23 protein-coding genes are annotated in these 22,909 nt (G+C 46.0%); 10 read left to right on the plus strand and 13 right to left on the minus strand.

Annotation, left to right across the window (positions count from 1 at the left end):
- Positions 1–446: 446 nt before the first annotated feature.
- Positions 447–698 carry a YgjV family protein gene (locus NL646_RS02810; RefSeq protein ID WP_005454365.1) on the plus strand — a complete coding sequence of 84 codons (252 nt, stop codon included), beginning with the start codon at positions 447–449 and terminating at the stop codon, positions 696–698.
- Between the two features lie 65 nt (positions 699–763).
- Here NL646_RS02810 and NL646_RS02815 read toward each other — a convergent pair whose 3' ends face one another.
- Positions 764–1,045, minus strand: a complete 282-nt coding sequence (locus NL646_RS02815; RefSeq protein ID WP_025522308.1) for a DUF2218 domain-containing protein — start codon at positions 1,043–1,045, stop codon at positions 764–766.
- Positions 1,046–1,104: 59 nt separating this feature from the next.
- On the minus strand, positions 1,105–3,111 hold the full coding sequence (locus NL646_RS02820) for a TonB-dependent siderophore receptor (RefSeq protein WP_253663815.1): 2,007 nt from the start codon (positions 3,109–3,111) through the stop codon (positions 1,105–1,107).
- Positions 3,112–3,227: 116 nt separating this feature from the next.
- On the opposite strand from NL646_RS02820, the gene NL646_RS02825 reads away from it, so the two are divergent.
- Positions 3,228–4,214, plus strand: a complete 987-nt coding sequence (locus tag NL646_RS02825) for a helix-turn-helix domain-containing protein (protein WP_063518067.1) — start codon at positions 3,228–3,230, stop codon at positions 4,212–4,214.
- A gap of 208 nt (positions 4,215–4,422) precedes the next feature.
- A complete protein-coding gene (cueR, locus tag NL646_RS02830) occupies positions 4,423–4,809 on the plus strand; it encodes a Cu(I)-responsive transcriptional regulator (protein WP_005486235.1) in 387 nt (128 codons plus the stop codon).
- A gap of 47 nt (positions 4,810–4,856) precedes the next feature.
- On the opposite strand, the gene vctC is transcribed toward cueR, so the two are convergent.
- From vctC to NL646_RS02860, 6 genes are all read right to left on the minus strand, one after another.
- Positions 4,857–5,612, minus strand: coding sequence for an iron chelate ABC transporter ATP-binding protein VctC (gene vctC, locus NL646_RS02835; protein WP_253663816.1), 756 nt, complete (start codon positions 5,610–5,612; stop codon positions 4,857–4,859).
- Between the two features lie 2 nt (positions 5,613–5,614).
- Positions 5,615–6,565, minus strand: coding sequence for an iron chelate uptake ABC transporter permease subunit VctG (gene vctG, locus NL646_RS02840; RefSeq protein ID WP_253663817.1), 951 nt, complete (start codon positions 6,563–6,565; stop codon positions 5,615–5,617).
- A complete protein-coding gene (gene vctD, locus NL646_RS02845; RefSeq protein ID WP_005482134.1) occupies positions 6,558–7,493 on the minus strand; it encodes an iron chelate uptake ABC transporter permease subunit VctD in 936 nt (311 codons plus the stop codon). The genes vctG and vctD overlap by 8 nt, the downstream gene beginning before the upstream one ends.
- A gap of 22 nt (positions 7,494–7,515) precedes the next feature.
- The gene (locus tag NL646_RS02850; RefSeq protein WP_005487329.1) at positions 7,516–8,424 is read right to left on the minus strand and encodes a siderophore ABC transporter substrate-binding protein; all 909 of its coding nucleotides are present in this window, start codon (positions 8,422–8,424) and stop codon (positions 7,516–7,518) included.
- Between the two features lie 163 nt (positions 8,425–8,587).
- Positions 8,588–9,268 carry a Crp/Fnr family transcriptional regulator gene (locus NL646_RS02855; RefSeq protein ID WP_005455737.1) on the minus strand — a complete coding sequence of 227 codons (681 nt, stop codon included), beginning with the start codon at positions 9,266–9,268 and terminating at the stop codon, positions 8,588–8,590.
- A 239-nt stretch (positions 9,269–9,507) separates the two neighbouring features.
- Positions 9,508–10,551 carry a hypothetical protein gene (locus tag NL646_RS02860; protein ID WP_025524608.1) on the minus strand — a complete coding sequence of 348 codons (1,044 nt, stop codon included), beginning with the start codon at positions 10,549–10,551 and terminating at the stop codon, positions 9,508–9,510.
- Between the two features lie 379 nt (positions 10,552–10,930).
- Here NL646_RS02860 and NL646_RS02865 point away from each other — a divergent pair, with 379 nt between their 5' ends.
- Together NL646_RS02865 and NL646_RS02870 are read left to right on the plus strand one after the other, a co-directional pair.
- Complete coding sequence (locus NL646_RS02865; protein WP_025499212.1) at positions 10,931–11,392, plus strand: hypothetical protein; 462 nt, start codon at positions 10,931–10,933, stop codon at positions 11,390–11,392.
- A gap of 90 nt (positions 11,393–11,482) precedes the next feature.
- Complete coding sequence (locus NL646_RS02870; RefSeq protein ID WP_253663818.1) at positions 11,483–11,956, plus strand: copper chaperone PCu(A)C; 474 nt, start codon at positions 11,483–11,485, stop codon at positions 11,954–11,956.
- A gap of 106 nt (positions 11,957–12,062) precedes the next feature.
- Here the strand turns inward: NL646_RS02870 and yegD are convergent, their stop codons facing one another.
- From yegD to NL646_RS02885, 3 genes are all read right to left on the minus strand, one after another.
- A complete protein-coding gene (yegD, locus tag NL646_RS02875; RefSeq protein ID WP_253663819.1) occupies positions 12,063–13,415 on the minus strand; it encodes a molecular chaperone in 1,353 nt (450 codons plus the stop codon).
- 85 nt (positions 13,416–13,500) lie between these two features.
- Complete coding sequence (locus tag NL646_RS02880) at positions 13,501–14,127, minus strand: hypothetical protein (RefSeq protein WP_253663820.1); 627 nt, start codon at positions 14,125–14,127, stop codon at positions 13,501–13,503.
- Positions 14,128–14,464: 337 nt separating this feature from the next.
- Positions 14,465–14,785, minus strand: a complete 321-nt coding sequence (locus NL646_RS02885; RefSeq protein ID WP_005455725.1) for a DOPA 4,5-dioxygenase family protein — start codon at positions 14,783–14,785, stop codon at positions 14,465–14,467.
- Positions 14,786–15,470: 685 nt separating this feature from the next.
- On the opposite strand from NL646_RS02885, the gene pdhA reads away from it, so the two are divergent.
- From pdhA to NL646_RS02905, 4 genes are all read left to right on the plus strand, one after another.
- Positions 15,471–16,565 (plus strand): pyruvate dehydrogenase (acetyl-transferring) E1 component subunit alpha, encoded by a 1,095-nt coding sequence (gene pdhA / locus NL646_RS02890; protein ID WP_045586843.1) that lies wholly within the window; start codon positions 15,471–15,473, stop codon positions 16,563–16,565.
- Positions 16,558–17,541 carry an alpha-ketoacid dehydrogenase subunit beta gene (locus NL646_RS02895; protein WP_253663821.1) on the plus strand — a complete coding sequence of 328 codons (984 nt, stop codon included), beginning with the start codon at positions 16,558–16,560 and terminating at the stop codon, positions 17,539–17,541. Before pdhA ends, NL646_RS02895 begins: the two co-directional genes overlap by 8 nt.
- Positions 17,538–18,692 carry a dihydrolipoamide acetyltransferase family protein gene (locus tag NL646_RS02900; protein ID WP_017448113.1) on the plus strand — a complete coding sequence of 385 codons (1,155 nt, stop codon included), beginning with the start codon at positions 17,538–17,540 and terminating at the stop codon, positions 18,690–18,692. The genes NL646_RS02895 and NL646_RS02900 overlap by 4 nt, the downstream gene beginning before the upstream one ends.
- Before the next feature lie 236 nt (positions 18,693–18,928).
- Positions 18,929–20,590 (plus strand): electron transfer flavoprotein-ubiquinone oxidoreductase, encoded by a 1,662-nt coding sequence (locus tag NL646_RS02905; protein ID WP_253663822.1) that lies wholly within the window; start codon positions 18,929–18,931, stop codon positions 20,588–20,590.
- 67 nt (positions 20,591–20,657) lie between these two features.
- On the opposite strand, the gene NL646_RS02910 is transcribed toward NL646_RS02905, so the two are convergent.
- Entirely contained in the window at positions 20,658–21,305 is a 648-nt protein-coding gene (locus tag NL646_RS02910) for a glutathione S-transferase family protein (RefSeq protein WP_031848340.1), read from the minus strand.
- Positions 21,306–21,433: 128 nt separating this feature from the next.
- On the opposite strand from NL646_RS02910, the gene NL646_RS02915 reads away from it, so the two are divergent.
- Positions 21,434–22,267 carry a LysR family transcriptional regulator gene (locus tag NL646_RS02915; RefSeq protein ID WP_253663823.1) on the plus strand — a complete coding sequence of 278 codons (834 nt, stop codon included), beginning with the start codon at positions 21,434–21,436 and terminating at the stop codon, positions 22,265–22,267.
- Between the two features lie 15 nt (positions 22,268–22,282).
- Here the strand turns inward: NL646_RS02915 and NL646_RS02920 are convergent, their stop codons facing one another.
- The gene (locus tag NL646_RS02920) at positions 22,283–22,855 is read right to left on the minus strand and encodes a protocatechuate 3,4-dioxygenase (RefSeq protein WP_025502744.1); all 573 of its coding nucleotides are present in this window, start codon (positions 22,853–22,855) and stop codon (positions 22,283–22,285) included.
- Between the last annotated feature and the right edge of the window lie 54 nt (positions 22,856–22,909).

Below are 22,909 nucleotides of genomic sequence, written 5' to 3' on the forward strand. Positions count from 1 at the left end.
TAGGTTGGAAAAACAGGGCTAACATCATGTGTAAAGCCATGTGCAAACCTACACACCATGAATTAGGTTTTGTCCGAAGCGCAACAGCGCACAAAACAACCAAACTAGCAGAAAAATACATCATAAAAACGACACAAATAAAAATAATTCTCATTTGCAACATTAGGATAATATGCCCATATATTCAACTGCGTTTGAGCTATCAATCCCATCGTTATTATCAATCAACATAATAAGTAAAGTTATCAGTAATTTTCTCCCTAAACGTTTGCGTAATCGCTAACCTTCTCTTAACCTTGATTTGAGGCTTTCATCACGGTTTTTCCATTGATATAGTACGGCCAATACAAAAATAAAGACCATTCGAGGCATGGAGCTTCCTCGCTAATCTCAAGATGAGAAGAATTGGTACCGACAAATTCGGCAGATTTAAAGAGGGTCAAATAATGGAAATGAATATGGTTGAGATTTTAGGCTACGCAGCTTCAATCATGGTCGCAATTTCGCTAACTATGAAAGATATTGTTAAGCTTCGTATCCTTAACTTTATCGGCTGTGCACTGTTCACTGCTTACGGACTGATGATTGATTCGTGGCCAGTAGTGCTAACAAACGGCTTTATTGCATGTGTTAACGTGTACTTCCTAGCTAAAATGCAGCAGGAAAAAAAAAGCCTAGAGCCTGAAAAAGCCCAATAAAACTCGTATTTTGAAAGGCCCGCAAGTCATACACTGCGGGCTTTTTTATTGTCTAAAATTCGTTTTTATCGAATCCAATCAAGCTCGAGCGTCTCTCTACGTGAAAACATTTCGACATGCGATTCGATAATGCCCTTCACTTGCTCCAACTGCTTTTCAGAATCCGCTTCACACGCAATAATGAGGCACAGCCCATTCAAACTGAATTCTGCCTTTCCAGCAGGGAATGTTACCAAGCCACTTTGTTCATCCCACGTTGCAGGCACTTTACGTGCGAAATGTCGGCATAGCGTCACTAAGTATTTGCTCACATGTTCACTTTCAATCTGGGTCGTTTCTTTGATCATATTGTCACTTTGCTTATTCGTGGAAAAAGGCTCTCTCTCGAGAGCCTTATGAATAGGTTTTAGAATTGGTAAGCCGCTGAAAGCTTGAAATTGCGACCTGGTTCGTAATCATCTAGCGTGAAGCCGCGTACCGTGCCCGAACGTGACGCATGTGATGTGTAAACCTCATCGAAGATATTATCGATACCGAACGTTACCGATAAGCCATCAACGTTTGACGGCACCCACTGAGCGTACAGATTATGCACATCGTAGCTATCTTTAGCAGGCTGACCATCAAACACATTGTCTTCTTCAAGTACAAACATGGATGTCCAACCAAAGATGGTTTCTAGCGAATCAGATTGGTAATCCAGCGTTAAAGCAATGCTGTCACCCATGTCGATACTGCGACCATTTCCACCTGCGACTGGGCCACCAGTGTTCTTGTTTTTGGTATCAGACTGCGAGTAAGAAAGCTTACTGTTGAATTTGTCATACCCGTAGGACGCACTGGCTTCAAAACCTTTGATCTCAACGTCACCGATGTTGTAAATCAGGTAGGTTTGAGTCGCATCTTGGTATTTATCAGCAATGTAATCATCAATGTTTGTTTGGAAAACCGTCACATTGGCACCGAAGAAGTGTTTATCTAACGTCTTGTTGAAACGCAGGCCACCTTGGGTGTTTTGGCCCGTTTCCGCCTTCATGCCTTCATCGAGGTACGCAACGTCTTGATACGCGATGAACGTTTCCATCAACTCTGGGCCCTTAAACAGGGAACGCGAGCTCGCAAACAGCGTCCAGTCTTGTGTCACCGCCCACTCTGCAGCCAATGCCCAAGTCACGTCATCAAAATTGCTTGTGCCTGTTTCCGCTTTACGTTTGTAATCATCAAAACGCAGACCCGCAGTAATAAAGAAGGCATCCGAAAAGAAGAACTGATCTTCAACAAACAGCGCCGTTGAAACAGCCGATTCATCCATAAACTTGCTACTGCCGTAGTAACTAGATGACGTCTTATCCATGTAGTCAAAGCCATAAGTCACTCGGTTATCAAACTGAGCGAGAGCAAAATCCGATTGGAATTTCGCATTTAAGCCGAGGTTTTGGTTCTTAGCCGTGTTCTTTGACAAGCGGTTCGAAGGCCAACGCGGTGCCATAACCGTTTCATCACGTTTGATTTCGGTTTCGGTGTTGTAAAGCGTCACGTTACCTTGGTGCTGCTCGCCTCTTAGCTCGTAACTGAGCGTGACGGTATCGCGATCGTAATCCGTTGGGATCAGCAACTTGCTCGACAAGCCATTGTTTGCACTACCTGCCATATCAGGGCGCGGACTGTAATCGCCGCTGTCACGGTACATATCGTAGGAAAGTTCGAAGCGGTGAATGTCATTAAACTCGTAACCAAGCTTCGCAAGAATGTTGTAAACGTCCCCTGCCGAGCCGAACGTCTTATCACCGTTTCCATCTTTGAAATCGTCACGCGTCACATAGTGGCCATAAACCATTGCATCTACGTTTTCTGACAGCAAACCGTATAACGTTAAAGAGCCTTGTTGGTTGTCGTTAGATGCAAAACCACCGTATACACGCGCGCCAAAAGTTTCATCGTAACGAAGCAAATCACGTGCGTCTTTGGTTTCAAAATACACCGAACCACCCAACCCATTTTGCGTCACTGAGTTGTTACCCACTTGGATATCTGCCGACTTTAGAATATCGGGGTTCAGCGTCAAGTTACCGATGTGGTGGAACATACTCGCGTGTTGTGACGCGCCATTCAGACGGATATCCAAGTCAGTCTCACCCAAGCCGCGAATCGTGATGCGCTGGTTGACTGAGTGAGTGCCACCCACATCAACGCCCGGGATATCACGCAGTAGATCCGACATATGATCGGCCTGCTTTAATGACATATCGTCCGCGAACATCGATTCGGTATTGCTGGAAACTTTCGTTCCCCATACTACGACTTCTTCGAAATGAGAGTCAGATTCTTGAGCTAAAACGGGATTTGCCAAGGCCATTCCCACTGCAAGGCAAAGGCTTGAAAGCTTGATTGATGAGCAAGCTGGGCTTTCCATAAGTACATTCCTAAATATTAATGATAATAATTCTCAGGTATAATAAGCAGGTGTTTTATAAATACAAAGGCGATTCAGTTATGCGAAATCGCACAAGTGTTATGAGGAAACGTCAAATGCAGGAAGTCACCGCCAAACGAACTAAACTTGGCAAAATAGCTATGACCCAAAAACTGGAAGCCACGGAAAAGCAGTTAATTGTGACGCAAGGGCAACCATGCCAGACCCAACTGGCTGAAGGGAAGTTTTTGTCTTATCAATACAATGACCAGATTTTTGTGCATGGTGGGCGCTGCATTGAATTGGTTGACTCCAATATCGTCTCTACCGCGCACGCTTCGTTGTTGATAACCATTCTTCTCGAAGGAAAACTCTCTTTCGGCTACGACGATCTACAGTTCGATCTCGATGCCTGTGATACACCTCAAGGCGTGGTGGTGAATCTCATTCATCCTGCTAACTTTCGTCGTTCGCTTATTGAAAACAATCAGATCAACAAGATTAATATTCTTGTAAAGCCGCAATGGTTAGAGTCCCGTACGGAAGAATCGTGTTGCAGTACTGCCTTCTTTGAAACGCACCAAGCCTTTTACCACCTAGAGCTTAATCAGGCGTTAACTATTCTTACCACCGAACTCACCAACCGGGATACACCGCATCGTTTCCAAGACAAGCTCGAAATCGAAAGTTTGATTTATCAAATTCTGTTTCACGCTACACAACAAATGCCACAGGATTTTTGCCCTCAAAACACCAACTGTTACCGAGATAAAATCTCCGAACGTCATAGTGATTCACGCGTGGAAAACATTGTCAGCTATATCGAAACGCACCTTGAACAAGAGTTGAGCCTCGAACACATTGCAGAGGTATTCTCGATGAGTGTGTCTAACCTACAACGCCGCTTTAAACAGTCACTCAATATGACAGTGAATGGCTATGTCCGTTATCGTCGTCTTGAGATCGCAAGAGTACATTTGGAGCGTGGTTTAGTGTCGATTACTGAAGCCGCGTACGAAGCGGGCTATCACCACCCTTCTAATTTCACTAATGCGTTTAAAAAAGTGTTCGGTGTGCCGCCCCATGAGATCGTAAAAGAGTGACGGGAACGCTCAACAATGCGTCTATCCAGCCTACTTAGGTACTTTGGGGGTATATATCGTCAGCGACATGAGTATATACTCGCGTTAAACATCAAGCCAATGCCATCGGGTTGCAAATCAAACGCTGCGTAGAAACCAATATGTTTAACGCGCTGATACACAACGACAATTAACGGCATCGGCGTTATCTCGAATGTGGAGGTTAAACATGAATATTGGCGCTGTCGCGAAGCTAACTGGACTGTCATCAAAGTCGATTCGTTTGTATGAAGACAAAGGGATCATCTCTCCACCAGCACGCAGTGATTCTGGCTATCGCGAGTATTCAGATAATCATATTCAAGAACTTAACTTAGTTTCACGAGCAAAAAACGCAGGATTTTCACTTCAAGAATGTAAAGAGTTCGTCCAGCTTGCGCATAATCCAAACCGTAAAAGCAGCGAAGTGAAAGAAAGAACGATGGATAAACTGCGCGAAGTAGAAGAGAAAATTGCTCACCTGATGGAAATCAAAAAACAGTTGGAAGGTTGGGTATCGGCTTGTCCTGGCGATGCAAAAAGTCGCTGTCCAATCATAGACGAGCTCACTAAGTAAGCTCGCCTATCTATTGCAGTTCGTTAAAGGCAACAAGTTGGTTCAGATTAATGGTAAGTGCACATGCGCCTGCCATTTAACTCAATGATGTTAAATGGTGTTTCGTAGATGTCTTCCAATGTTGTTGCCTGAATCACCTCTTCAACCGCGCCACTTGCCACCACTTTACCTTGTTTAAGCGCCAGAATGACATCGGAATAACAGGCTGCAAAGTTGATATCGTGAATCACAACCACCATTGCTTTGTTCATGTCATGAGCAAGCCTTTGAATCACCTTCATGATCTGCAATGAGTGCTTGATATCCAAGTTGTTCAGCGGTTCATCTAAGAAAACGTAGTCCGTATCCTGAGCAATCACCATGGCGATAAACGCCAACTGGCGCTGACCACCACTCAACTCATCCAAGTATTTATCTTGAATGTCTTGCAGGTCTAAGTAATCAATGGCTTGTGCAATGACAGCATGATCGTCTTTGGTAAGATTGCCTTTTGAATAAGGGAAGCGACCAAAAGAGACCAGTTCTTTCACGGTAAATCGCATCGTGATTGAGTTCGCTTGGCGAAGCACAGCAAGCCTTTTCGCCAGCTCTTTAGTATCCCACTCAGCGATCTCTTTACAGTCGATGATGACGCTACCACCGTCTCGCTCTGTTAGGCGAGAAGCCATGGAGAGTAAGGTACTCTTGCCAGCTCCATTTGGGCCAATGATTGACGTCACTTTACCTTTTTCGAACTGAGTATCCGCGCTATCAATGACTTTACTCGAACCAAATGCTTTCGTTAGTTTCTCTATGACTATCATGTTTATACGACTTTGTTTTTCAACAGCAGATACAAGAAACAAATGCCGCCAAGGAAGTTAATGACCACGCTTAGCGTTGTCTCAAAATTAAATACGTTTTCAATGATCCACTGCCCTGAAAGCAATGAGCTAATGGCCAATAGTGAACAGCCTATCAACAATGTTTTATGTTGATAGGAATGAAACATCTCACGGCTCAAGTTGGTCACAAGCAAACCAAAGAACATAATTGGGCCAACCAAAGCGGTAGAAATTGCAATCAAAACCGCAGAAAGGATGAAGACGTTGCGGGTCACTTTCGGCACATCAACACCCAAGCTTTTCGCGTTGTCTTGATCTAGCCAAAACACATCCAATGTACGATGCATACGAAACAATAACCAGCAAGCCAATATCAACATCGGCGCACTGAAGTACACGAGATTAACCTTTACGTTGTTAAAGCTTGCATACAGTTTGGACTGCACGAAAGCGAACGTATTGGGATCCATCAATAGCGAGAAAAAAGACGCAACATTGGAAAATAGCTGACCAAATATCAAACCGACCAACAATAAGGTGATCAAATTTCGGCTGCCTTTGGAGAAATAGAAGCCAAACAAAAGCAGTGAAAACGCCACCATGATGCATGCCGCGATGGTGAAGTTGACGTAGATATTCAACACTAATGTACTCAACCCACCAAACAACAATACGATCAACACTTGCGTGAGCACGTACAAAGCATCAAAGCCCATAATGCTTGGCGTCAATATCCGGTTATGCGTAATGGTCTGAAATACCATAGATGACTGAGCAATCGCCACGCCAGCTAATACAATCGCCAACACTTTGGGTACGCGTCGCGAAAGAAAGTACTGGTAGTTGTCTGCGTTCAAGCCAATGCCGATAAACAAAAAGGCAAACACCAGAGCGATAACACCAAGCAAAACGATTTTGGTTGAATCACGCATGCTGCTTACCTCTTAGCAACATCGCAATGAATACCACGCCACCTAAAATGCTGATCACAATGGAAATTGGCATTTCATGAGGGAAGATGATCAAACGACTCACCAAATCACAGCCGAGTACCAATATGGCACCATACATGGCGGTTAAAGGAATGTTTTTCTTCAGGTTATCACCGTAAAAATGACTGACAAGGTTCGGCACAATAAGGCCAAGAAACGGCAGCTGACCAACTATCATCACCACACTTGCGGACATGATGGACACCAACAGCACGCCAATAGTAACCACTTGCTGATAGTTCAAACCCAAGTTCACGGCAAAGTCTTTACCAATACCGACCGCAGAGATTCTTGCGGCAAACAAGTAACTGAGAATCACCATCGGAACCGCAATGTAGAGCAGTTCAAAATCCCCCCGCAAAATGTTGGCGAAGTTCGCGACCGACCAAGCACTCAGGCTTTGGAGCGCATCGTACTTGTAGGCGATGAACGTGGTCATCGATTCAATAACGTTACCGAAAATGATCCCGACAAGCGGTACAAACACCACACTTTTGAATTGGATACGTTGGATGAAATGTACAAACGTGAGCGTTCCGAGCACGGAGATACCAAACACCAACCAAAGATGATCTCCATCGCCAAAGAACACCACGCTCATTACGTAGCCCAACATGGCACACTCGATTGTCCCCGTGGTCGAAGGCGCAGCAAAACGGTTTTGGCTGATCTGCTGCATCACAAGGCCAGCGATACTCAGCCCTGCCCCAGCAAGCAAAATCGCGAACAAACGAGGAATACGGCTAGTAAAGAAAAGCTCTAACGCTTTTGCATCGCCTGAAAACAATTGTTGGGGCGTCATATCAGCCACCCCAACAAACAACGAAACCGTGCTTAAAACCACAAGGGTTAGCAATAACTTTTTCAAAGTTAACCTCTGCTAGCCGGGCTTAAAGATCGACGGTGTTTTTGATCTCGTTGACCATTTTTTCTGTCGCAGTCACGCCTGACATAGCCAAGTACCACGCATCTACATCCAAGAACGTAATTTTTTGGTTCTTGTATGCCGTCGTCGCTTTCACCAAATCATTGTCCATCGACTTACGAAGGTCTTGGCTCGGCTTCGCATGCAGCGAATTACGGTCGATCACCAAAATGTTTTTCGGATCAGCTTCACGGATAAACTCGTAAGAAATCACGTCACCGTGTGTACCAGTCTTGATGTTTTTTACCGTTTCAATGAAACCAAAGTCATTGTAAATCGCACCGAAGCGGGACTTCGCACCAAAGGCACTGATGTTGTCACCGATGCTCAAAATCGTTAGTGCATCGTTATTGTTCGTTTGGTTGTAGTCGCGAATCGCTTTAAATTGAGCATCCAATGTTTCAATCTTTTGCTCGACTTTGTCTTCAATATTGAAGATTTTGCCAATGTTACGCCATTGAGCCTGCGTGCCTTCCCAATAGCCTTCGCCTTCTTTAGCTGCAAACACAACCGTTGGGGCAATTTCACTTAGCTCTTCATATTTCGCAGAGCCACGCGGGCCAACCAAGATCAGATCTGGTTTTTGCATATAAATAGCTTCAAAGTCAGGCTCAAACAAACTGCCTGCAGATGTGTAATTCTCTTTGCTGTACTTAGAAAGGTAGCTCGGAAGATGAGATGCGTTTGACACAGCTACAGGGTCAATCCCGAAGTTATCCAACGCATCTAAAGGACCAAAACCAATCACAACCACGCGCTTAGGTGATTGTTCTAGCTCGGTTTTTCCCATGTAATGGTCAATAACAACGTTAGCAGCAAAAGATGGAGAAATGGTTAGCAGCGAGAAAACAGCCGCACTGACGAGTTTTTTCATTTTGTTGAGCCTTAATGAGATCTATTATCATGCGCGTTCGCAATATAGCGTTACTCTCAAAAGCATTCAACAAGATTTATACGACTTTACATTCATTACAGTGATTTTAGATTAAACCATTTCAAGCACTTATGAATGGTAATCATTGCAATCCCGAATTGAATTATTCGTGCGAATCGATGAACGCTTTTAACGCCATTTCATCAAGAATCGCTAAGCCATTGTCGGTTTTTGCAATGAGTCCTTTATCGATAAGATCTTTGACCGCACGTCGATAAACTCGGCCTGACGTACCAAATCGTTCCGCCTCTTGGTTCACTTTGTCAAAGCCACCAAGCAGCGTATCCGTCTGATTACGGACGAGAAGATCATAGGCAATGTTGTAAGTGATGGGATGCAGCAAACGGTTAGTATAGATATCCATTGAGTCCTGATAGTCTTCTGCCAGTGCAGAGGCAAAAAACACCATCATCTCAGGGTGCTGCTGTAGTGCTTCGGTCAGTTTCTGAATGCAAATGACATCGACTTGCATGTGCTCATCAGCCACCACATTCCACTGGCAAGGGGTTTGAGTAAAGTACTCCATTTCGCCATAAATGTGGTAATCGCAGTTCGCCTCCCCTAGTTGGAAACGTCGCCCATTGGCGGCCAAAATGCTCATAGAAACACGTCCAACAGGCACGATATACAGGTACTGAAGTTGCTCGCCTTGGCGCAAAATGGCTTCGCCTGCATCAAAATAACGAGTGTTTACTTGGCACTGATAGATGAGATCACGAAACGCGGCACTTTTCTGTTCTAGATAGTTTTTGAAGCGACCAGTCGGATAAGGGCTGATTTTCATGCGTTTTTCTCTGCGCTAGGAAGGATGCGAATCCGGACAAATGAGCAACTCAAAGACTAAGCCAGTTTGCTTATTCATCCAGACAATTACTATTGATAACAATCTCAGATGGATTGTACCCCTTCCATTAAGACGATGAAACCAAGTAAATTATCACCTACTGAAATAGGTGCTTTAGGGCTGAAAATAAAAAAAGAGCGCCCATCGACGCTCTTTAAATATTTACTGAGTCTAGACCATTAAGCGGCTTCAGCTTGACCAATCCAATGGTAATGGTGGTTGGCTTTTTTACCCACCAGCCCAAGCTCTGCAAGCTCTTCGAAGACTTTGTCTACCTCTTCCGCAGAAAGTCTAAATTGCTTCGCTACCGCTTTTTTCGTACACGTGATTTGATGAGTTTTAAGGGCATCGCTCACCTGTTCTAGCAGTGTTTTTGGCTCTTCCGGTTCTTCAATTTTTTGCTCAATGGCAGGTTCATCTTCATCCTTAATGTGTGGAAGATAACCCGCTGGCTCTGGGTCAATATCGCGAATTGATGCCACGGTCATGCCTGCGTAGCGACGGTAATAATGACGGAAACGTTGTTCTTCACCAATCAAGCCAACAAAAAACGCCGCAAAGAAATCGAGCAGGATGGATAAGAACACCACCAGCCATAACTGAGCTTGTTGCGATGTCGTACCGAACGCATTTGCAAGGCTATCGATCAGACCGATGACCGAGCCTTGCGTTACAGGAGGCAAGCTGTCTCGCTCCATCGCCAATTTCTGCTGCTCTTCACGCAGGGTTTTGTTTTGCTCCTGAATTCGCGTAACCCCCGTTGCGATGCGCTCCATCTCGATATACTTCTGCGCCGCGATGTTGTTCAGCTCGATCTGTTTATCGATAGACGCAATCTGGCGGTTAAACGCTTCGATTTTTGCTTGCTCGACAGAAATATGGCTTTGTGCGCTGTTAGTCGCGCTGTTGATGCCGCCGATACTGCCGCCAATAGAGATAGCAGCAAGCACAGAGTAAAACACCAAGGCCGTAATTGCCCCGCCGTAATTTCTGTGGGCGCGACGCTCGCCGTATTCATACCACGCATAAAATTTGCCAGCTTCAAAGATGATGGCCAAACCACCAAACAGCGCCTGCATCATTGGGTTGTCGTCAATTGACAAAAATAGCAATAGAGAAAAAATCGTCGACGCTAAAATAGCGGCGCCTGTGAATGTATAAACACTCACCATCGCGAATCGACCTTTAGGGTATCGAAATTCGATCTGTTGTTCGTATTTCATTGGAGAAATTTCTTAAGATGACGCCTCTCTTGCCACAGCAAGAAACGCTCAGGAATACACAAAGGAGCAAGAGAATACCGTATCCTTTATTAAATTACTGTCATAATTCCGTTAACGTAAAACAAGTGTAGAATCAGTGTTCAGTTTGATCCGTTATCCCTCAAATTTTGCACACTAACTCGCCAGTCAATTTTCGCTATCGCCCGTCGTTAATGGCCTTGGGTTCACGACTCACCTGTTTTTTCCTTTTGCACATTTTCGCGCGGTGGGTAATGCACACAAATAAAATACACTTGCATCACTTTTTGGAAATCTTGCAGTTACATTTTTAAGGTTATTTGTTAGTATCCTGCGCCGAATCAGTCAGATATCAAATCGTATGGAAACCACTCAAATACAACCTAGGAAACAACGCGTCGCCGCTATTGCGGTTATTTTCGCGGTACTGTTTCAGCTGTATTTGGCCTCCACTGCGGCGCTCAATCCCACGCAAGTGCACAATAAAAGCTGGCTTAACAAAGTTCAGAATGAAAAAGTGTTGCTCTGTACCGCTGAAGGTTTTAAGTGGGTCGATATCAATACACTCATCGCTGCAAACGCTCAACCTTCTTCCGAATTTATTGATAACTTGAAGCTACACGATGGTTTCCAGTTTGAATGTCCACTGCTGCAAGCCGTGCAATTTTTCTTGCTTGTCGCGGTTGGGCTTTATCTTGCTACCATTCAGTGGTTACGCCGCGTTAAACACGCGCTCACGCCCTACCATTTTGCTCAATGCGGCAGATTGGTTTACCAGCATATCGCACCAAAGCAATCCCCTCCTTGTGTTTTTCCTGCCTAATGGTTCTTTAAGAACTCAGGCTCACAATAATAACAATTATCCCATTGAGCATTTGCTCGGGAAGTCATTCTATTTAAAAGGAAAATACACATGCTTAAACAAATGAAAATCGCCACTTTGTCACTTATCGCTCTCATTGCTAGCCCTATGAGCCTTGCTCACGATTACGAAACCGGAAAAATTCACATCGATCATCCTTGGAGTCGTGAAGCGCCGCCAAATGCTCCTGTTATTGGCGGATTCTTTCAGCTGACCAACCATGGGGATACGGAAGACGCGTTGATCGCAGCAGAAAGCCCAATCGCTGGTCGCGTGGAGATCCACACTCACGCGAACGAAGACGGTGTAATGAAGATGATAAAAATCGATGAAGTGCGTGTAGCGGCACACGAAACCGTGGTATTTAAGCCAGGCAGCTTCCACTTAATGATCTTCAACCCAACGCAAACATTGCAAGAAGGCGATAGCTTCCCAATGACGCTGACGTTCAAAAACGCAGGCAAAATCGATGTTGAAATGGCGGTGGAAAAGAAAGGTCATATGGAAAAACACATGCACCACTAAGCTCCTTTCATTTCATGCAAAAGAGCCCGGTCATACTGCCGGGCTCTTTTATTAGAAAAAGGTTCTATTTAGCGCGTGACATCAGTAACTCGCTCAGAACTAAAGGTCACTTAAAGCAAACGTCCGCCCAGCGTGCCAAGCCTGCGGTTACCGAACCAAAATAGTTACCGCTGACGACAGGAATATTTGGCAACACGGTTTGTACCGCGTCACGTAAAATCGGCGAACGAGCGGAACCACCAGTCATAAAGATCGCATCCGGTTTTATGCCTGCTTGCTCAACAGCTTCTGTTACCAGCGCCGTCATCTTGTTCTTTGGTGATTCAATCGCTTCAATCATCTCATCGCGCTGAACGTCCACTTCAATCAGCTCCGACAATAAGTTGATGCCAGTACGGTAAGCCGTTTGATCAGAGAGTGCCACCTTCGCTTCTTCTGCACGGCGGACAATGCTGTAGCCTAATGATTCGTGATAAACCTCAAGCAAGCGCGCTAGTTTTTCTGGCTCTTGCGCCTGTTTCTGCAACAGTTTTAACGCCGCTAAGTTCTCACGTGAGTAAAAGTCGTTTTGCGCTTCAACGTTATTGATAGCAATCGGATTCCAAAACTGAGTCGTCGGCATCACAATGCCCGACTCCATCTTGCTTTCCATCCCAAACGGGAACATCAACTGTTTGAAAGCCAACGCGATATCCAGATCGTTACCGCCGACACGCTGACCACTGTGAGCCAACAAACTTGCCGTTCTGTCTGCTTTTCCTCGCCAAGATGGCCCCATCTGAATCAAAGAACAGTCGGTTGTACCACCACCGATATCCACCACCAAAATCAGTTTGTCTTCGCTAAGCGTCGCCTCGTATTCTAATCCAGCGGCGACGGGCTCAAACTGAAATTCGATATTTTGAAAACCGGCACGCTTCGCAGCGCGAAGCAAAATATTCTCCGCTTGAATGTTCGCCGTTTCTCCACCACGACCATGAAAGTTGATTGGGCGACCAATCACCGCATCCGTAATACTTTGTTGAGCATGATTTTCCGCCTGAGCTTTGATGTTGTCCATCATGGCGCAAACCAGATCTTCAAAGAAGCTCAGCTGAACATCACGCAAGCCAGATGCACCAAGAAACGACTTTGGTGACTTCACGTAATAGATATCGCGTGGATCTTCTAAATAGCGGTTCAACGCTGCCTGACCAAACGCGATGTCTTCTGGCTCCAGCTCGATGCTCTCTTCTCGGTTCAAGTTGATTGCGCGGCGCAGTACCTGCTCTCCAACTTGATCAAACGGTTTGATGTCACGGTGACGAAACAGATGCTCAGACACCGACTCACGAGTCGGAGCTGCAAGGGTGGAAGGAATGAACGGGCTATCCCCTTCAAGATTTAGCAAAACAGGCTCGCCTGATTCCATTTTTGCCACTGAACAGTTTGCAGTGCCATAGTCAAAGCCAATATACATGAGTCCTCCCACTGACGAAAAAAAGGTCGGCAATGCTAACTCAATGGCACATGAATTACTACTCAAACGGTAGAGCGATTCTCGCTTATTCGCTTTCGGACGTTTCTTTTTTCATGGCAGGTAACACGACGGCTAACAATAACGCTAATAAAAGAAAAGCAGGCGTGAGTTTCAATCCTTGCCAAATTGAGTACGTGTCGTGAAACAGCCAAAAAATTCCTATCTTTAACAAGTAAGCAAAATAGCTGCTGAACACTAAACTCATGGCGACAAAACGCGTGCGATTGATGATGAGGATTCGCACTAAATATTGGCTGAGTAAACTCGCGCAGTGCATCGCCAATTGCCAGTTAATGATAAAAAAAGCCAGAGAAACAAATCCAGCTACCAGCATGGCGTCGTGCGTACTAACAATAAAGTAGCTGCCGAAACGGCTCATCATAACAGGATAATTGCCTTCGTAGACGATGGACCAAGAGATCGCATTCGCCACCGCAATATAATTGGCAAAATAGGCAATAGCATAGAAAGTCGTGCGGGAACTAAAAGGTTGAAATACGTCCGCACAATAGCCGCGCAATTCTTCTTGATTAGCGGTGGGGCCAACCCAATTGCGTTTGTGGTCTGGGAGTCGCTCGGCAAATGCAGGGCCATTTCGAAACAGTAGCCAGAAAATATACAGCGCCAATGCAATCAACAGTATCGTCAACATACTCCCCCCTTAGAAATGTCTGTGCCACTGCCGTTGCTATTGAGGTCGTAAACTGCACTTCCCTAATTGTCATCGTCATCGCTAACGTCACACATGGTTTAACGCGTATTTAAGCCTCTCTAAGCAATTAGAATTGCGATGATTTTTCTATCTTATATGTTTACTCAGCGAGTAATGTTCGTTTTAAAAACGAGCACGCTAACGGTTTTAAACGTGCGAAGGCACACCTTTAGGTCTAGCACACTACGGGATGGATTGCAGGGAAGGAAATAGGAAGAGAGGGAACGCGCCCAAATGATATCGACGTCATACGTCTATGCCATTTGGGCAAAAATCGTTAATTTTCTAGCTTTTCTTCGAAAACACCTAGTTCGCGACCTAACCAAATCGCGCTCTCTGTGTGATCACGCAGTTCTCGTTCGCTGACCGGGTGAATAAGCACAGAAAAATCCCCACGAATGGTATCTAACCAAGCCAAAAACTCTTCACTGATCGACTCAAGGTGCATTTCAAACATCGGCATCTTGTGCGGGCCGACTAATCTGTCGACCAATGGATACACGCGCAACACATCTTGACGCTCTTGGCGGATGATCTCATTCAGAGCTTGTGCTTTTTCCAATTGTTGCAAAGGAAAGTAAACGTGAACGTGGTACATAACTTCTCCAATCTGAATTCTAAGTGTTGCACTCCCCCGTCATTCAAAGCCTGTGTAGCCATCTAAACACTGAGCCACACTAGGTTCGAATTAACGCCGCTAAGGCACGTTGGAATCCAAACTTCTTCAATTGACTGCCACCCTACCTTGATTCCGTCTGATTGGGAAGAAGTTATCTTTCTGCAACAAATAAATCTACGACACTCAAATACTTTAGCTTTGTTTGTCAAATTTCACAGCCCAACTTTGTTGCAGATTTGTAACAAATGAAAGTAATTAAATTCAGCCTTTGAAATGAATAACATAAAAAACCAGTATTTTACTCTGAAAAAATGGGGTGTAAGCAAAACTTTACTGATGGGTTAAAGTCGAATTAAAGCACGATTTAACATTTTGTTTACACTTACTGTATCTGGTTATACCAAGATTGAATCAGAGGGTTGGGCCAAGTGAATAGCAGTCAACACGAGGTCTTGCGTTTTAAAACAATGTGTTTTTCAAACAAGCAGCGGTGTGAGAGACCAATCGTTTAAAGGACAAATAGATGCCTCAAACGCTCGATGACATTCGCAACCCTAGGTATGGCCTTTTGCGCTGATATCAAAGACTGAGTACCCATACAGACTTTGGTTTAATAATGAACAGCTGCAGTCCAAAAGACCCGCAGCGTCAAAAGGAGCTTGAGATGAACGTTCAGGCGTTACCCATGCATCGGTTTATCGACCATGATGGGAACCTAGTCGGCCAACTACCCAACTGGGCTGACATTGAAACTTTGGTCGGGTTTTACCGCGACATGGTATTAACTCGCACCTACGATCAGAAAGCCGTTGCGTTGCAACGAACAGGTAAGCTAGGTACCTACCCTTCACACCTTGGCTCAGAAGCCATTGGTATAGCGGTAGGACGGGCATTAAAAACCGATGACGTCTTTGTCCCTTATTATCGCGATATGCCTGCGATGTGGTGTCGTGGCATTGGTATGGAAAAAAACCTTCAATATTGGGGCGGCGATGAGCGCGGCAGTGACTTTGCGCCAGAAGGCAGCCCTATCCCAAGCCGAGACTTGCCATTTTGTGTCCCAATCGCAACACAATGTACACATGCGGTCGGCGTTGCTTCTGCGTTGAAAATTCAAGGCAATCACGAAGCGGCACTGGTCATGTGTGGCGACGGTGGGACATCCAAAGGAGATTTTCTCGAATCCATCAACTGCGCAGGGACATGGAACATTCCGTTGGTTTTTGTGGTGAATAACAACCAGTGGGCGATTTCTGTACCACGCAGTTTGCAATGCGCGGCGGAGTTTCTTTCTGAAAAAGCAAAAGGCGCTGGCATTCCAGGGATTACCGTCGATGGCAACGACGTTGTTGCTATGTATGACGCTACCATAACCGCATTAGAGCGAGCACGAAAAGGCAAAGGGGCGACACTGATCGAAGCGGTAAGTTATCGCCTAAGTGACCACACCACCGCCGACGATGCGACGCGTTATCGTAATGCAGATGACGTGCAAACTGCATGGCAATTCGAGCCCGTGAGCCGACTAAAAACCTTTTTGATCAATCAAGGTGCTTGGAGCGATGAACAAGAGCAACAATGGCAAAGCGACTGCAAGGAACAAGTCGAACTCGCGGTTGAACGCTACCTAAACTTGCCTCAACAAGCGCCTGAAACTGGATTCGATTACCTCTACGAATCGCTTCCTCAAGAGCTTCACGCTCAACGCGATGAATTGATCAATAAAGCAATGCGAATGCAAGGAGGCAAACATGGCTGAACTTACATTAGTTGAAGCAGTAAACCTCGTTCTGCATCATGAAATGGAACACGATCCAAACGTCGTCGTACTTGGCGAAGACGTGGGTGATAACGGCGGCGTATTCCGCGCAACCGTCGGGCTCAAACAAAAGTATGGACTAAAACGCGTCATCGATACTCCGCTTGCAGAAGCCTTAATCGGCGGCGTTGCAGTGGGCATGGCAACTCAAGGTTTACGCCCTGTTGCAGAATTTCAGTTCCAGGGTTTCGTCTTCCCGGCTATGGAGCACCTAATGTGTCACGCGGCCAGAATACGTAACCGTACTCGTGGACGCCTCACTTGTCCGGCTGTATTCCGCGCGCCTTTTGGTGGCGGCATTCACGCGCCGGAACACCACTCAGAAAGCATTGAAGCACTGTTTGCACATACCGCAGGCTTTAAAGTGGTGATTCCATCTTCTCCTCAGCGTGCTTACGGTTTGCTGCTTGCTGCCATTCGCAGTAACGATCCAGTGATGTTCTTTGAACCCAAACGCATCTATCGCACCGTTAAATCCGAAGTGATTGATAACGGGGAAGCATTGCCGTTAGACACTTGTTTTACGCTGCGCAAAGGCCGAGATATTACGCTCGTGACATGGGGAGCATGTGTTGTTGAATCTCTCCAAGCTGCGCAAACCCTATCAAGCCAAGGGATCGAAGTCGAAGTCATTGATCTGGCAAGTATTAAGCCGATTGATACCGCGACGATTTTCCGTTCACTAGAGAAAACCGGACGCCTGCTGGTTGTACATGAAGCCAGTAAAACGTGTGGTGTGGGTTCTGAGCTGCTGGCTCGAACCGCCGAGCACGCGATGTGCTTGCTAAAAGCGCCACCTAAACGAGTCACAGGTATGGATACCATTATGCCTTATTACCGTAACGAAGATTATTTCATGGTTCAGGAAGAAGACATTGTGATCGCAGCGCGCGAGCTCGTGGAGGATTGGAAATGAAGACGTTTAACTTACCCGATCTTGGCGAAGGTCTCGCTGAGTCAGAAATTGTAAAATGGCATGTCAATGTGGGCGACATGGTCAAACTCGACCAAGTGATCCTCACTGTTGAGACGGCGAAAGCAACCGTAGACGTTCCGGCTCCGTACGCAGGCAGAATTGTCAGCCGCCATGGTGAAGAAGGCGACGTGATTAATATTGGCGCCCTACTTCTAGAAATCGACGAAAGTGGCGCAGAAAACACTGTCTCTGCGGAAAAACGACAAACCGCCGATGCCGCAACCGTTGTTGGCACCGTATCTCACCAATCTCATAATGTAAATGTTGACGATTTTTGGGTGGGCGGCAGCCACAACAAATCAACAGACAAACTCATCACCGCTTTACCTTCCGCGCGTTTGCTAGCGAAAAAGCTAGGCGTAGATTTGAAAACGATGGTCGGTAGCGGACCAAGCGGTTTGATCGTCGATGCCGATGTTTACGAAGAAGCAGGCAAACAAGTTCCTGGAACTGAAGTGCTCAAAGGAGCGCGCCGTACGATGGTCTCGACCATGGCAGAATCCCATCAAAATGTCGCAGCGGTGACCATTACCGAAGAAGCGTTATTGGAAGATTGGTTGCCAAACGAGGACATCAGCATTCGTCTGGTACAAGCTATCGTTTATGCTTGCCAGCAAGAGCCAGCTCTCAACGCTTGGTTCGATGCAGAAACCATGACGCGCTGTGTTCATCCTACCGTCAATCTTGGTGTAGCGGTGGATAGCCGTCACGGACTGTATGTCCCCGTGCTTCGCCACGCGGATGAGTATGAACCGCAAGACGTTCGGCGCTGGCTCGATCAAACCGTCAAAGGCATCCGAGACAGAAAGATCAGCCGAGAAGACTTACAACACGCAACCATTACTTTATCCAACTTTGGGGCCATTGGCGGCATTTTCGCAACACCAGTGGTTTCGCCACCGCAAGTCGCGATTGTCGGTGCAGGACGAATTGTGGACCGGGTCGTGATCCGTAACGGTCAAGCCGTGGCCGTAAAAGCAATGCCGCTGTCCATTACCTTTGACCACAGAGCTTGTACCGGCGGTGAAGCCGCGCGCTTTACCAAGGTGCTTGCAGAACATCTGCAAAGGCCAAGTGTAACTAAGTCATAACGACATAAGGCTTCCTAAATGGAAGCCTTTTTTCTGCTTTACGCACTAATTCAAACCCACCAACCGAACAGATACAATCATCACTAATGGTTTGATTTTCATACTCATGTCACTCTTTCATATTTCAAAACCTTGACCACCTCTCATCGGATTCACGTTTACGTTAACTGAGCTATAGTTTTCTATATAAACGAAAAATGTCACCCAGATGACGAAAATAAAAAGGAAGCACAAAAATGGAACGTGAATGCATGGAGTTTGATGTGGTGATCGTCGGAGCTGGCCCTGCGGGGTTAAGTGCAGCATGTCGATTAGCACAGTTGAACCAAGATCGTGAAGGCGAAGCGCTGTCAATTTGTGTGGTAGAAAAAGGCTCTGAGGTCGGCGCACATATATTATCTGGCGCGGTGTTTGAAACTCGCGCCTTAGATGAGCTCTTCCCAAATTGGAAGGAAATGGGAGCACCCGTTTCTGCCCCCGTTCAACATGATGATTTTCTCTATCTAACGACGGAGCTTAATCATATACGTGTGCCCCACTTCCTCACGCCTAAACCCATGCATAATGACGAAAACAATCACGTTATTAGCCTTGCTAATCTTTGTCGCTGGCTTGCTACTCAAGCTGAGCAGCTCGGTGTTGAAGTATTTCCTGGTTTTGCCGCTGCGAGCGTTAACTACGATGAATCAGGTGCCGTTACTGGAATCACCACCAGCGATATGGGACTGGATAAAAACGGACAAGAGAAAGCCAATTTCGAACCGGGCATTGAACTTAAAGCCAAATACACGCTGTTTGCTGAAGGGTGCCGTGGGCATTTAGGAAAAGAGCTCATTCGTCATTTCGATTTGGATGCAGGCAAACAACCTCAGCATTACGCATTAGGCTTGAAAGAGATTTGGGAGCTGCCGGCTGATGCGAAAGATTTTACAGGCAACGTCATCCACTCCGCCGGTTGGCCATTGAGCGAAACCAACACAACTGGTGGTGGATTCCTCTATCACATGGAAAACCGCCAAATTGCGGTCGGGTTGATTGTCGATCTTAACTATCGCAATCCCCACTTGAGCCCATTCGATGAGTTTCAGCGCTTTAAACACCACCCTGCAATTAAACAACACCTAAAAGGGGCACAGCGTATCGCTTATGGCGCAAGAGCCATCGCAAAAGGTGGGTTATCTTCTTTACCGAAACAACAATTCCCCGGCGGTTTATTAATTGGCTGTGGTGCAGGAACACTTAACGTTGCGAAGATAAAAGGCAGCCACACCGCGATGAAATCAGGCTTACTAGCAGCAGAAGCCATTCATCAGGCATTACAAGACTCAAGGCGTGACCCTGATTATCAATCGCGATTTGAAGCCTCTTGGCTGTACGATGAACTCGCCGAAACGCGTAACTTTGGAGCGAACCTGCATAAGTTCGGTAGCCTGTTTGGCGGAGCTCTTTCTACCTTCGAGCACAACTTGTGGCTTCCTCTGATTAAAAAGCCAATACCGTGGACAGTGAAAGACCATTCCCACGATCACGAACAGTTAAAACCCAAAAATGAATGCCCGCCGATTGAGTATCCAAAACCGGATGGAGAAATCAGCTTTGATAAACCATCTTCGGTGTTTTTATCCGGCACACAACATGAAGAAAACCAACCGTGCCATCTTGTTTTGACTTATCCTCATATCCCCATCGATGTGCACCTCGGGTTGTTTGATGAGCCAAGCCAGCGTTACTGCCCTGCCGGGGTTTACGAAGTGGTCGAAATTGATGGGAAAGTGAAGTTTCAAATCAACGCTGCGAACTGCGTACATTGTAAAACGTGCGATATAAAAGATCCGTCACAAAACATTACGTGGAAGACGCCAGAAGGCGGTGGCGGGCCTAATTACCAGAATATGTAGTCAATAGAGCATGATAGCACCGTGTCTATCATGCTCTGTCTTTCAAGGGTGAAACAAAATCGAGGACTTAAACCTCTACTCCTGCTTCATCTTCTTCCACAATATCTGTTTCTTGACTTGCTTCCGCTAGCCACTTTTGTACCGCTTGGCTTGCTAGCACTTTTTGCTGGTAAGCTTTAGCGCCTTGGGACAATTCAATGCCATAAGTTTCAAAGCGCAACGCAACCGGTGCATACATAGCATCGGCAATCGACCACTCTCCAAACAAATAAGCGTCTGGGAACTTTGCCATTTGCTCAGACCAAATTGCGTCTATGCGTGCAATATCCTTTAGTGCTCCATCGCTCAGATCTACTTTTCGACGTGCGCGACAGTTCATCGGTAACTCGTTTCTCAAATCAAAAAAGCCCGAATGCATTTCAGCCGAAATCGCGCGCGCTTTCGCTTTGTCCGCTACATGGCTTGGCCACGCCTTTCCTTGTAGATACTGCTCGTTCACATATTCCAAAATCGCTAAGGAATCCCAAACCGTGACTTCGCCATCAACCAATGTTGGCACTTTGGCCGTTGGTGTTACGCTCGCCAGCTTGTCGTAGAAGTCTTCAGTAAACAGCGTTAGCTTAGTTACATCCACTTTTACATCGTATTGAGAAAAAATGAGCCACGCTCGCAATGACCAACTTGAGTAGTTTTGATTCCCGATAAAGAGTTGCATTGTTGCCTCCATGCCAAATGGTGTTGTTATTAATTAAAGCGTAAAATCACAATATCTGATTGTTTTATTTCAAACTAACGGATAGTTTTGATGGGACACTCCAATAAAAACGATGGATAGAAAAGAATATGGATATTGACGCGCTGCGCAGCTTTCTTGCGTTTGTTGAAACAGGCAGCTTCACTCGTGCTGCAAAACAAATCAATCGCACCCAATCCGCGTTTAGTGCTCAAATGCGAAAGCTTGAAGATGAACTCCGTGTCAGCTTATTCGAAAAGGAAGGTCGCAACCTTGTACTGAGCGAAGCGGGTATGTCACTTCGTGCGCATGCAGAGCAACTCGTAAGTTTGCACAATCAAGCCGTCAAGCAAGTAAAACGCTACGAAGACAAACGCCCACTGCGTTTAGGATGTCCAGAAGACTATAACGATAGCCTGCTGCCTAAAGTCATCCGCGTATTGCAGCAAACCGAACCGACATGCTCTATCCAGGTGTACAGTGAGCCAAGCGTGACGCTCCGCGAATGGCTAGATGAAGGCAAATTAGACGCCGCCATCGTGACTCGTGCACCCGATAGCGAAGAAGGATACTGGCTCGCAAGTGATAGAGGCGTGTGGATCAGTCACCCCGATTTCGCTATCGACGAATCACAGCCAGTCCCTCTCGCGCTATTTCAAACCGATTGTAAATACCACGCCGCCGCTATTAATGCGCTGACCAAAAGAGGAACGCCATATCAACTCTTAGCTTGCTGTAACACCTCTTCTGCGCAGCGAGCCATTGTTCGCTCTGGCATGGCGATTGGCGCGATGGGAAGAATCAGTGTCACAGATGATCTGAAGATCTTAGAAGATCTGCCTCCACTACTGTCGGTGGATATTGTTTTGGTAACTGGTGTCGAACCTCATCCCATACTAGACAAAGAATGCTTGTCGCAGCTGGCTGAGTTGATGCCTTACTAGCGAACATCAAACAGATTAAGCAATCACGAAATCGAACGTTCCGACTATTCGCCCATCAATATTTACTGGCTCAAACTGTAAATGGTCACGGGCTTTACCACCCCACCATTCGTTGCCCGTCTGTCCTTTCAAATAGAGTTGGGTGGTCAACAATTCATGGTCGCCACGCCACAGTTTGACGTGAATGTGAGGAGGTCTTGAGCTGTATGGGACAGGAAACAGTGTTTGAAAAAAATAGCGCCCATCTTCTTCAGTTACTGTCGCGCCAAAACCTGAAAAACTTGGGTCAAACTTGTTTTGGCTGGGTTGATTCGGATGGTCATAAATCCCTTGGCCATCACACTGCCAAATTTCTATTTTTACGCCAGAGATGGGACGACCAAACACATCCAGCACTTTACCTTGCAATGTTATCGTCTCTCCGATCAAAGTACCCGGTTTCAATACTAAGTTTTGGCGAAGCGGAATCTTCACCACGGGATAAAATGGACCTTCGGTCTGAGAGGGCGTCGGACGCATAGAGCTTTCCGCTTTAAGAAATGGCGCAAACATCAATGTCCATAACGCAAGAAAATGTCGTCGTTCCATGTTACAACCCAGAAAAATCTACTCACTTAAGTTTGGTGAAAGATGCGCAGTTTT

Origin of the sequence: Vibrio sp. Y20_XG_PY13 (genome assembly GCF_024181925.1) — a bacterium.
In the GTDB taxonomy this organism is placed as follows: domain Bacteria; phylum Pseudomonadota; class Gammaproteobacteria; order Enterobacterales; family Vibrionaceae; genus Vibrio; species Vibrio parahaemolyticus.

Coding starts and splice junctions, on each gene's coding strand:
- NL646_RS02810 (WP_005454365.1), top strand. CDS start 447: ATGGAAATGAATATGGTTGAGATTTTAGGCTACGCAGCTTCAATCATG.
- NL646_RS02815 (WP_025522308.1), bottom strand. CDS start 1,045: ATGATCAAAGAAACGACCCAGATTGAAAGTGAACATGTGAGCAAATAC.
- NL646_RS02820 (WP_253663815.1), bottom strand. CDS start 3,111: ATGGAAAGCCCAGCTTGCTCATCAATCAAGCTTTCAAGCCTTTGCCTT.
- NL646_RS02825 (WP_063518067.1), top strand. CDS start 3,228: ATGCAGGAAGTCACCGCCAAACGAACTAAACTTGGCAAAATAGCTATG.
- cueR (WP_005486235.1), top strand. CDS start 4,423: ATGAATATTGGCGCTGTCGCGAAGCTAACTGGACTGTCATCAAAGTCG.
- vctC (WP_253663816.1), bottom strand. CDS start 5,612: ATGATAGTCATAGAGAAACTAACGAAAGCATTTGGTTCGAGTAAAGTC.
- vctG (WP_253663817.1), bottom strand. CDS start 6,565: ATGCGTGATTCAACCAAAATCGTTTTGCTTGGTGTTATCGCTCTGGTG.
- NL646_RS02850 (WP_005487329.1), bottom strand. CDS start 8,424: ATGAAAAAACTCGTCAGTGCGGCTGTTTTCTCGCTGCTAACCATTTCT.
- NL646_RS02855 (WP_005455737.1), bottom strand. CDS start 9,268: ATGAAAATCAGCCCTTATCCGACTGGTCGCTTCAAAAACTATCTAGAA.
- NL646_RS02860 (WP_025524608.1), bottom strand. CDS start 10,551: ATGAAATACGAACAACAGATCGAATTTCGATACCCTAAAGGTCGATTC.
- NL646_RS02865 (WP_025499212.1), top strand. CDS start 10,931: ATGGAAACCACTCAAATACAACCTAGGAAACAACGCGTCGCCGCTATT.
- NL646_RS02870 (WP_253663818.1), top strand. CDS start 11,483: ATGCTTAAACAAATGAAAATCGCCACTTTGTCACTTATCGCTCTCATT.
- yegD (WP_253663819.1), bottom strand. CDS start 13,415: ATGTATATTGGCTTTGACTATGGCACTGCAAACTGTTCAGTGGCAAAA.
- NL646_RS02880 (WP_253663820.1), bottom strand. CDS start 14,127: ATGTTGACGATACTGTTGATTGCATTGGCGCTGTATATTTTCTGGCTA.
- NL646_RS02885 (WP_005455725.1), bottom strand. CDS start 14,785: ATGTACCACGTTCACGTTTACTTTCCTTTGCAACAATTGGAAAAAGCA.
- pdhA (WP_045586843.1), top strand. CDS start 15,471: ATGAACGTTCAGGCGTTACCCATGCATCGGTTTATCGACCATGATGGG.
- NL646_RS02895 (WP_253663821.1), top strand. CDS start 16,558: ATGGCTGAACTTACATTAGTTGAAGCAGTAAACCTCGTTCTGCATCAT.
- NL646_RS02900 (WP_017448113.1), top strand. CDS start 17,538: ATGAAGACGTTTAACTTACCCGATCTTGGCGAAGGTCTCGCTGAGTCA.
- NL646_RS02905 (WP_253663822.1), top strand. CDS start 18,929: ATGGAACGTGAATGCATGGAGTTTGATGTGGTGATCGTCGGAGCTGGC.
- NL646_RS02910 (WP_031848340.1), bottom strand. CDS start 21,305: ATGCAACTCTTTATCGGGAATCAAAACTACTCAAGTTGGTCATTGCGA.
- NL646_RS02915 (WP_253663823.1), top strand. CDS start 21,434: ATGGATATTGACGCGCTGCGCAGCTTTCTTGCGTTTGTTGAAACAGGC.
- NL646_RS02920 (WP_025502744.1), bottom strand. CDS start 22,855: ATGGAACGACGACATTTTCTTGCGTTATGGACATTGATGTTTGCGCCA.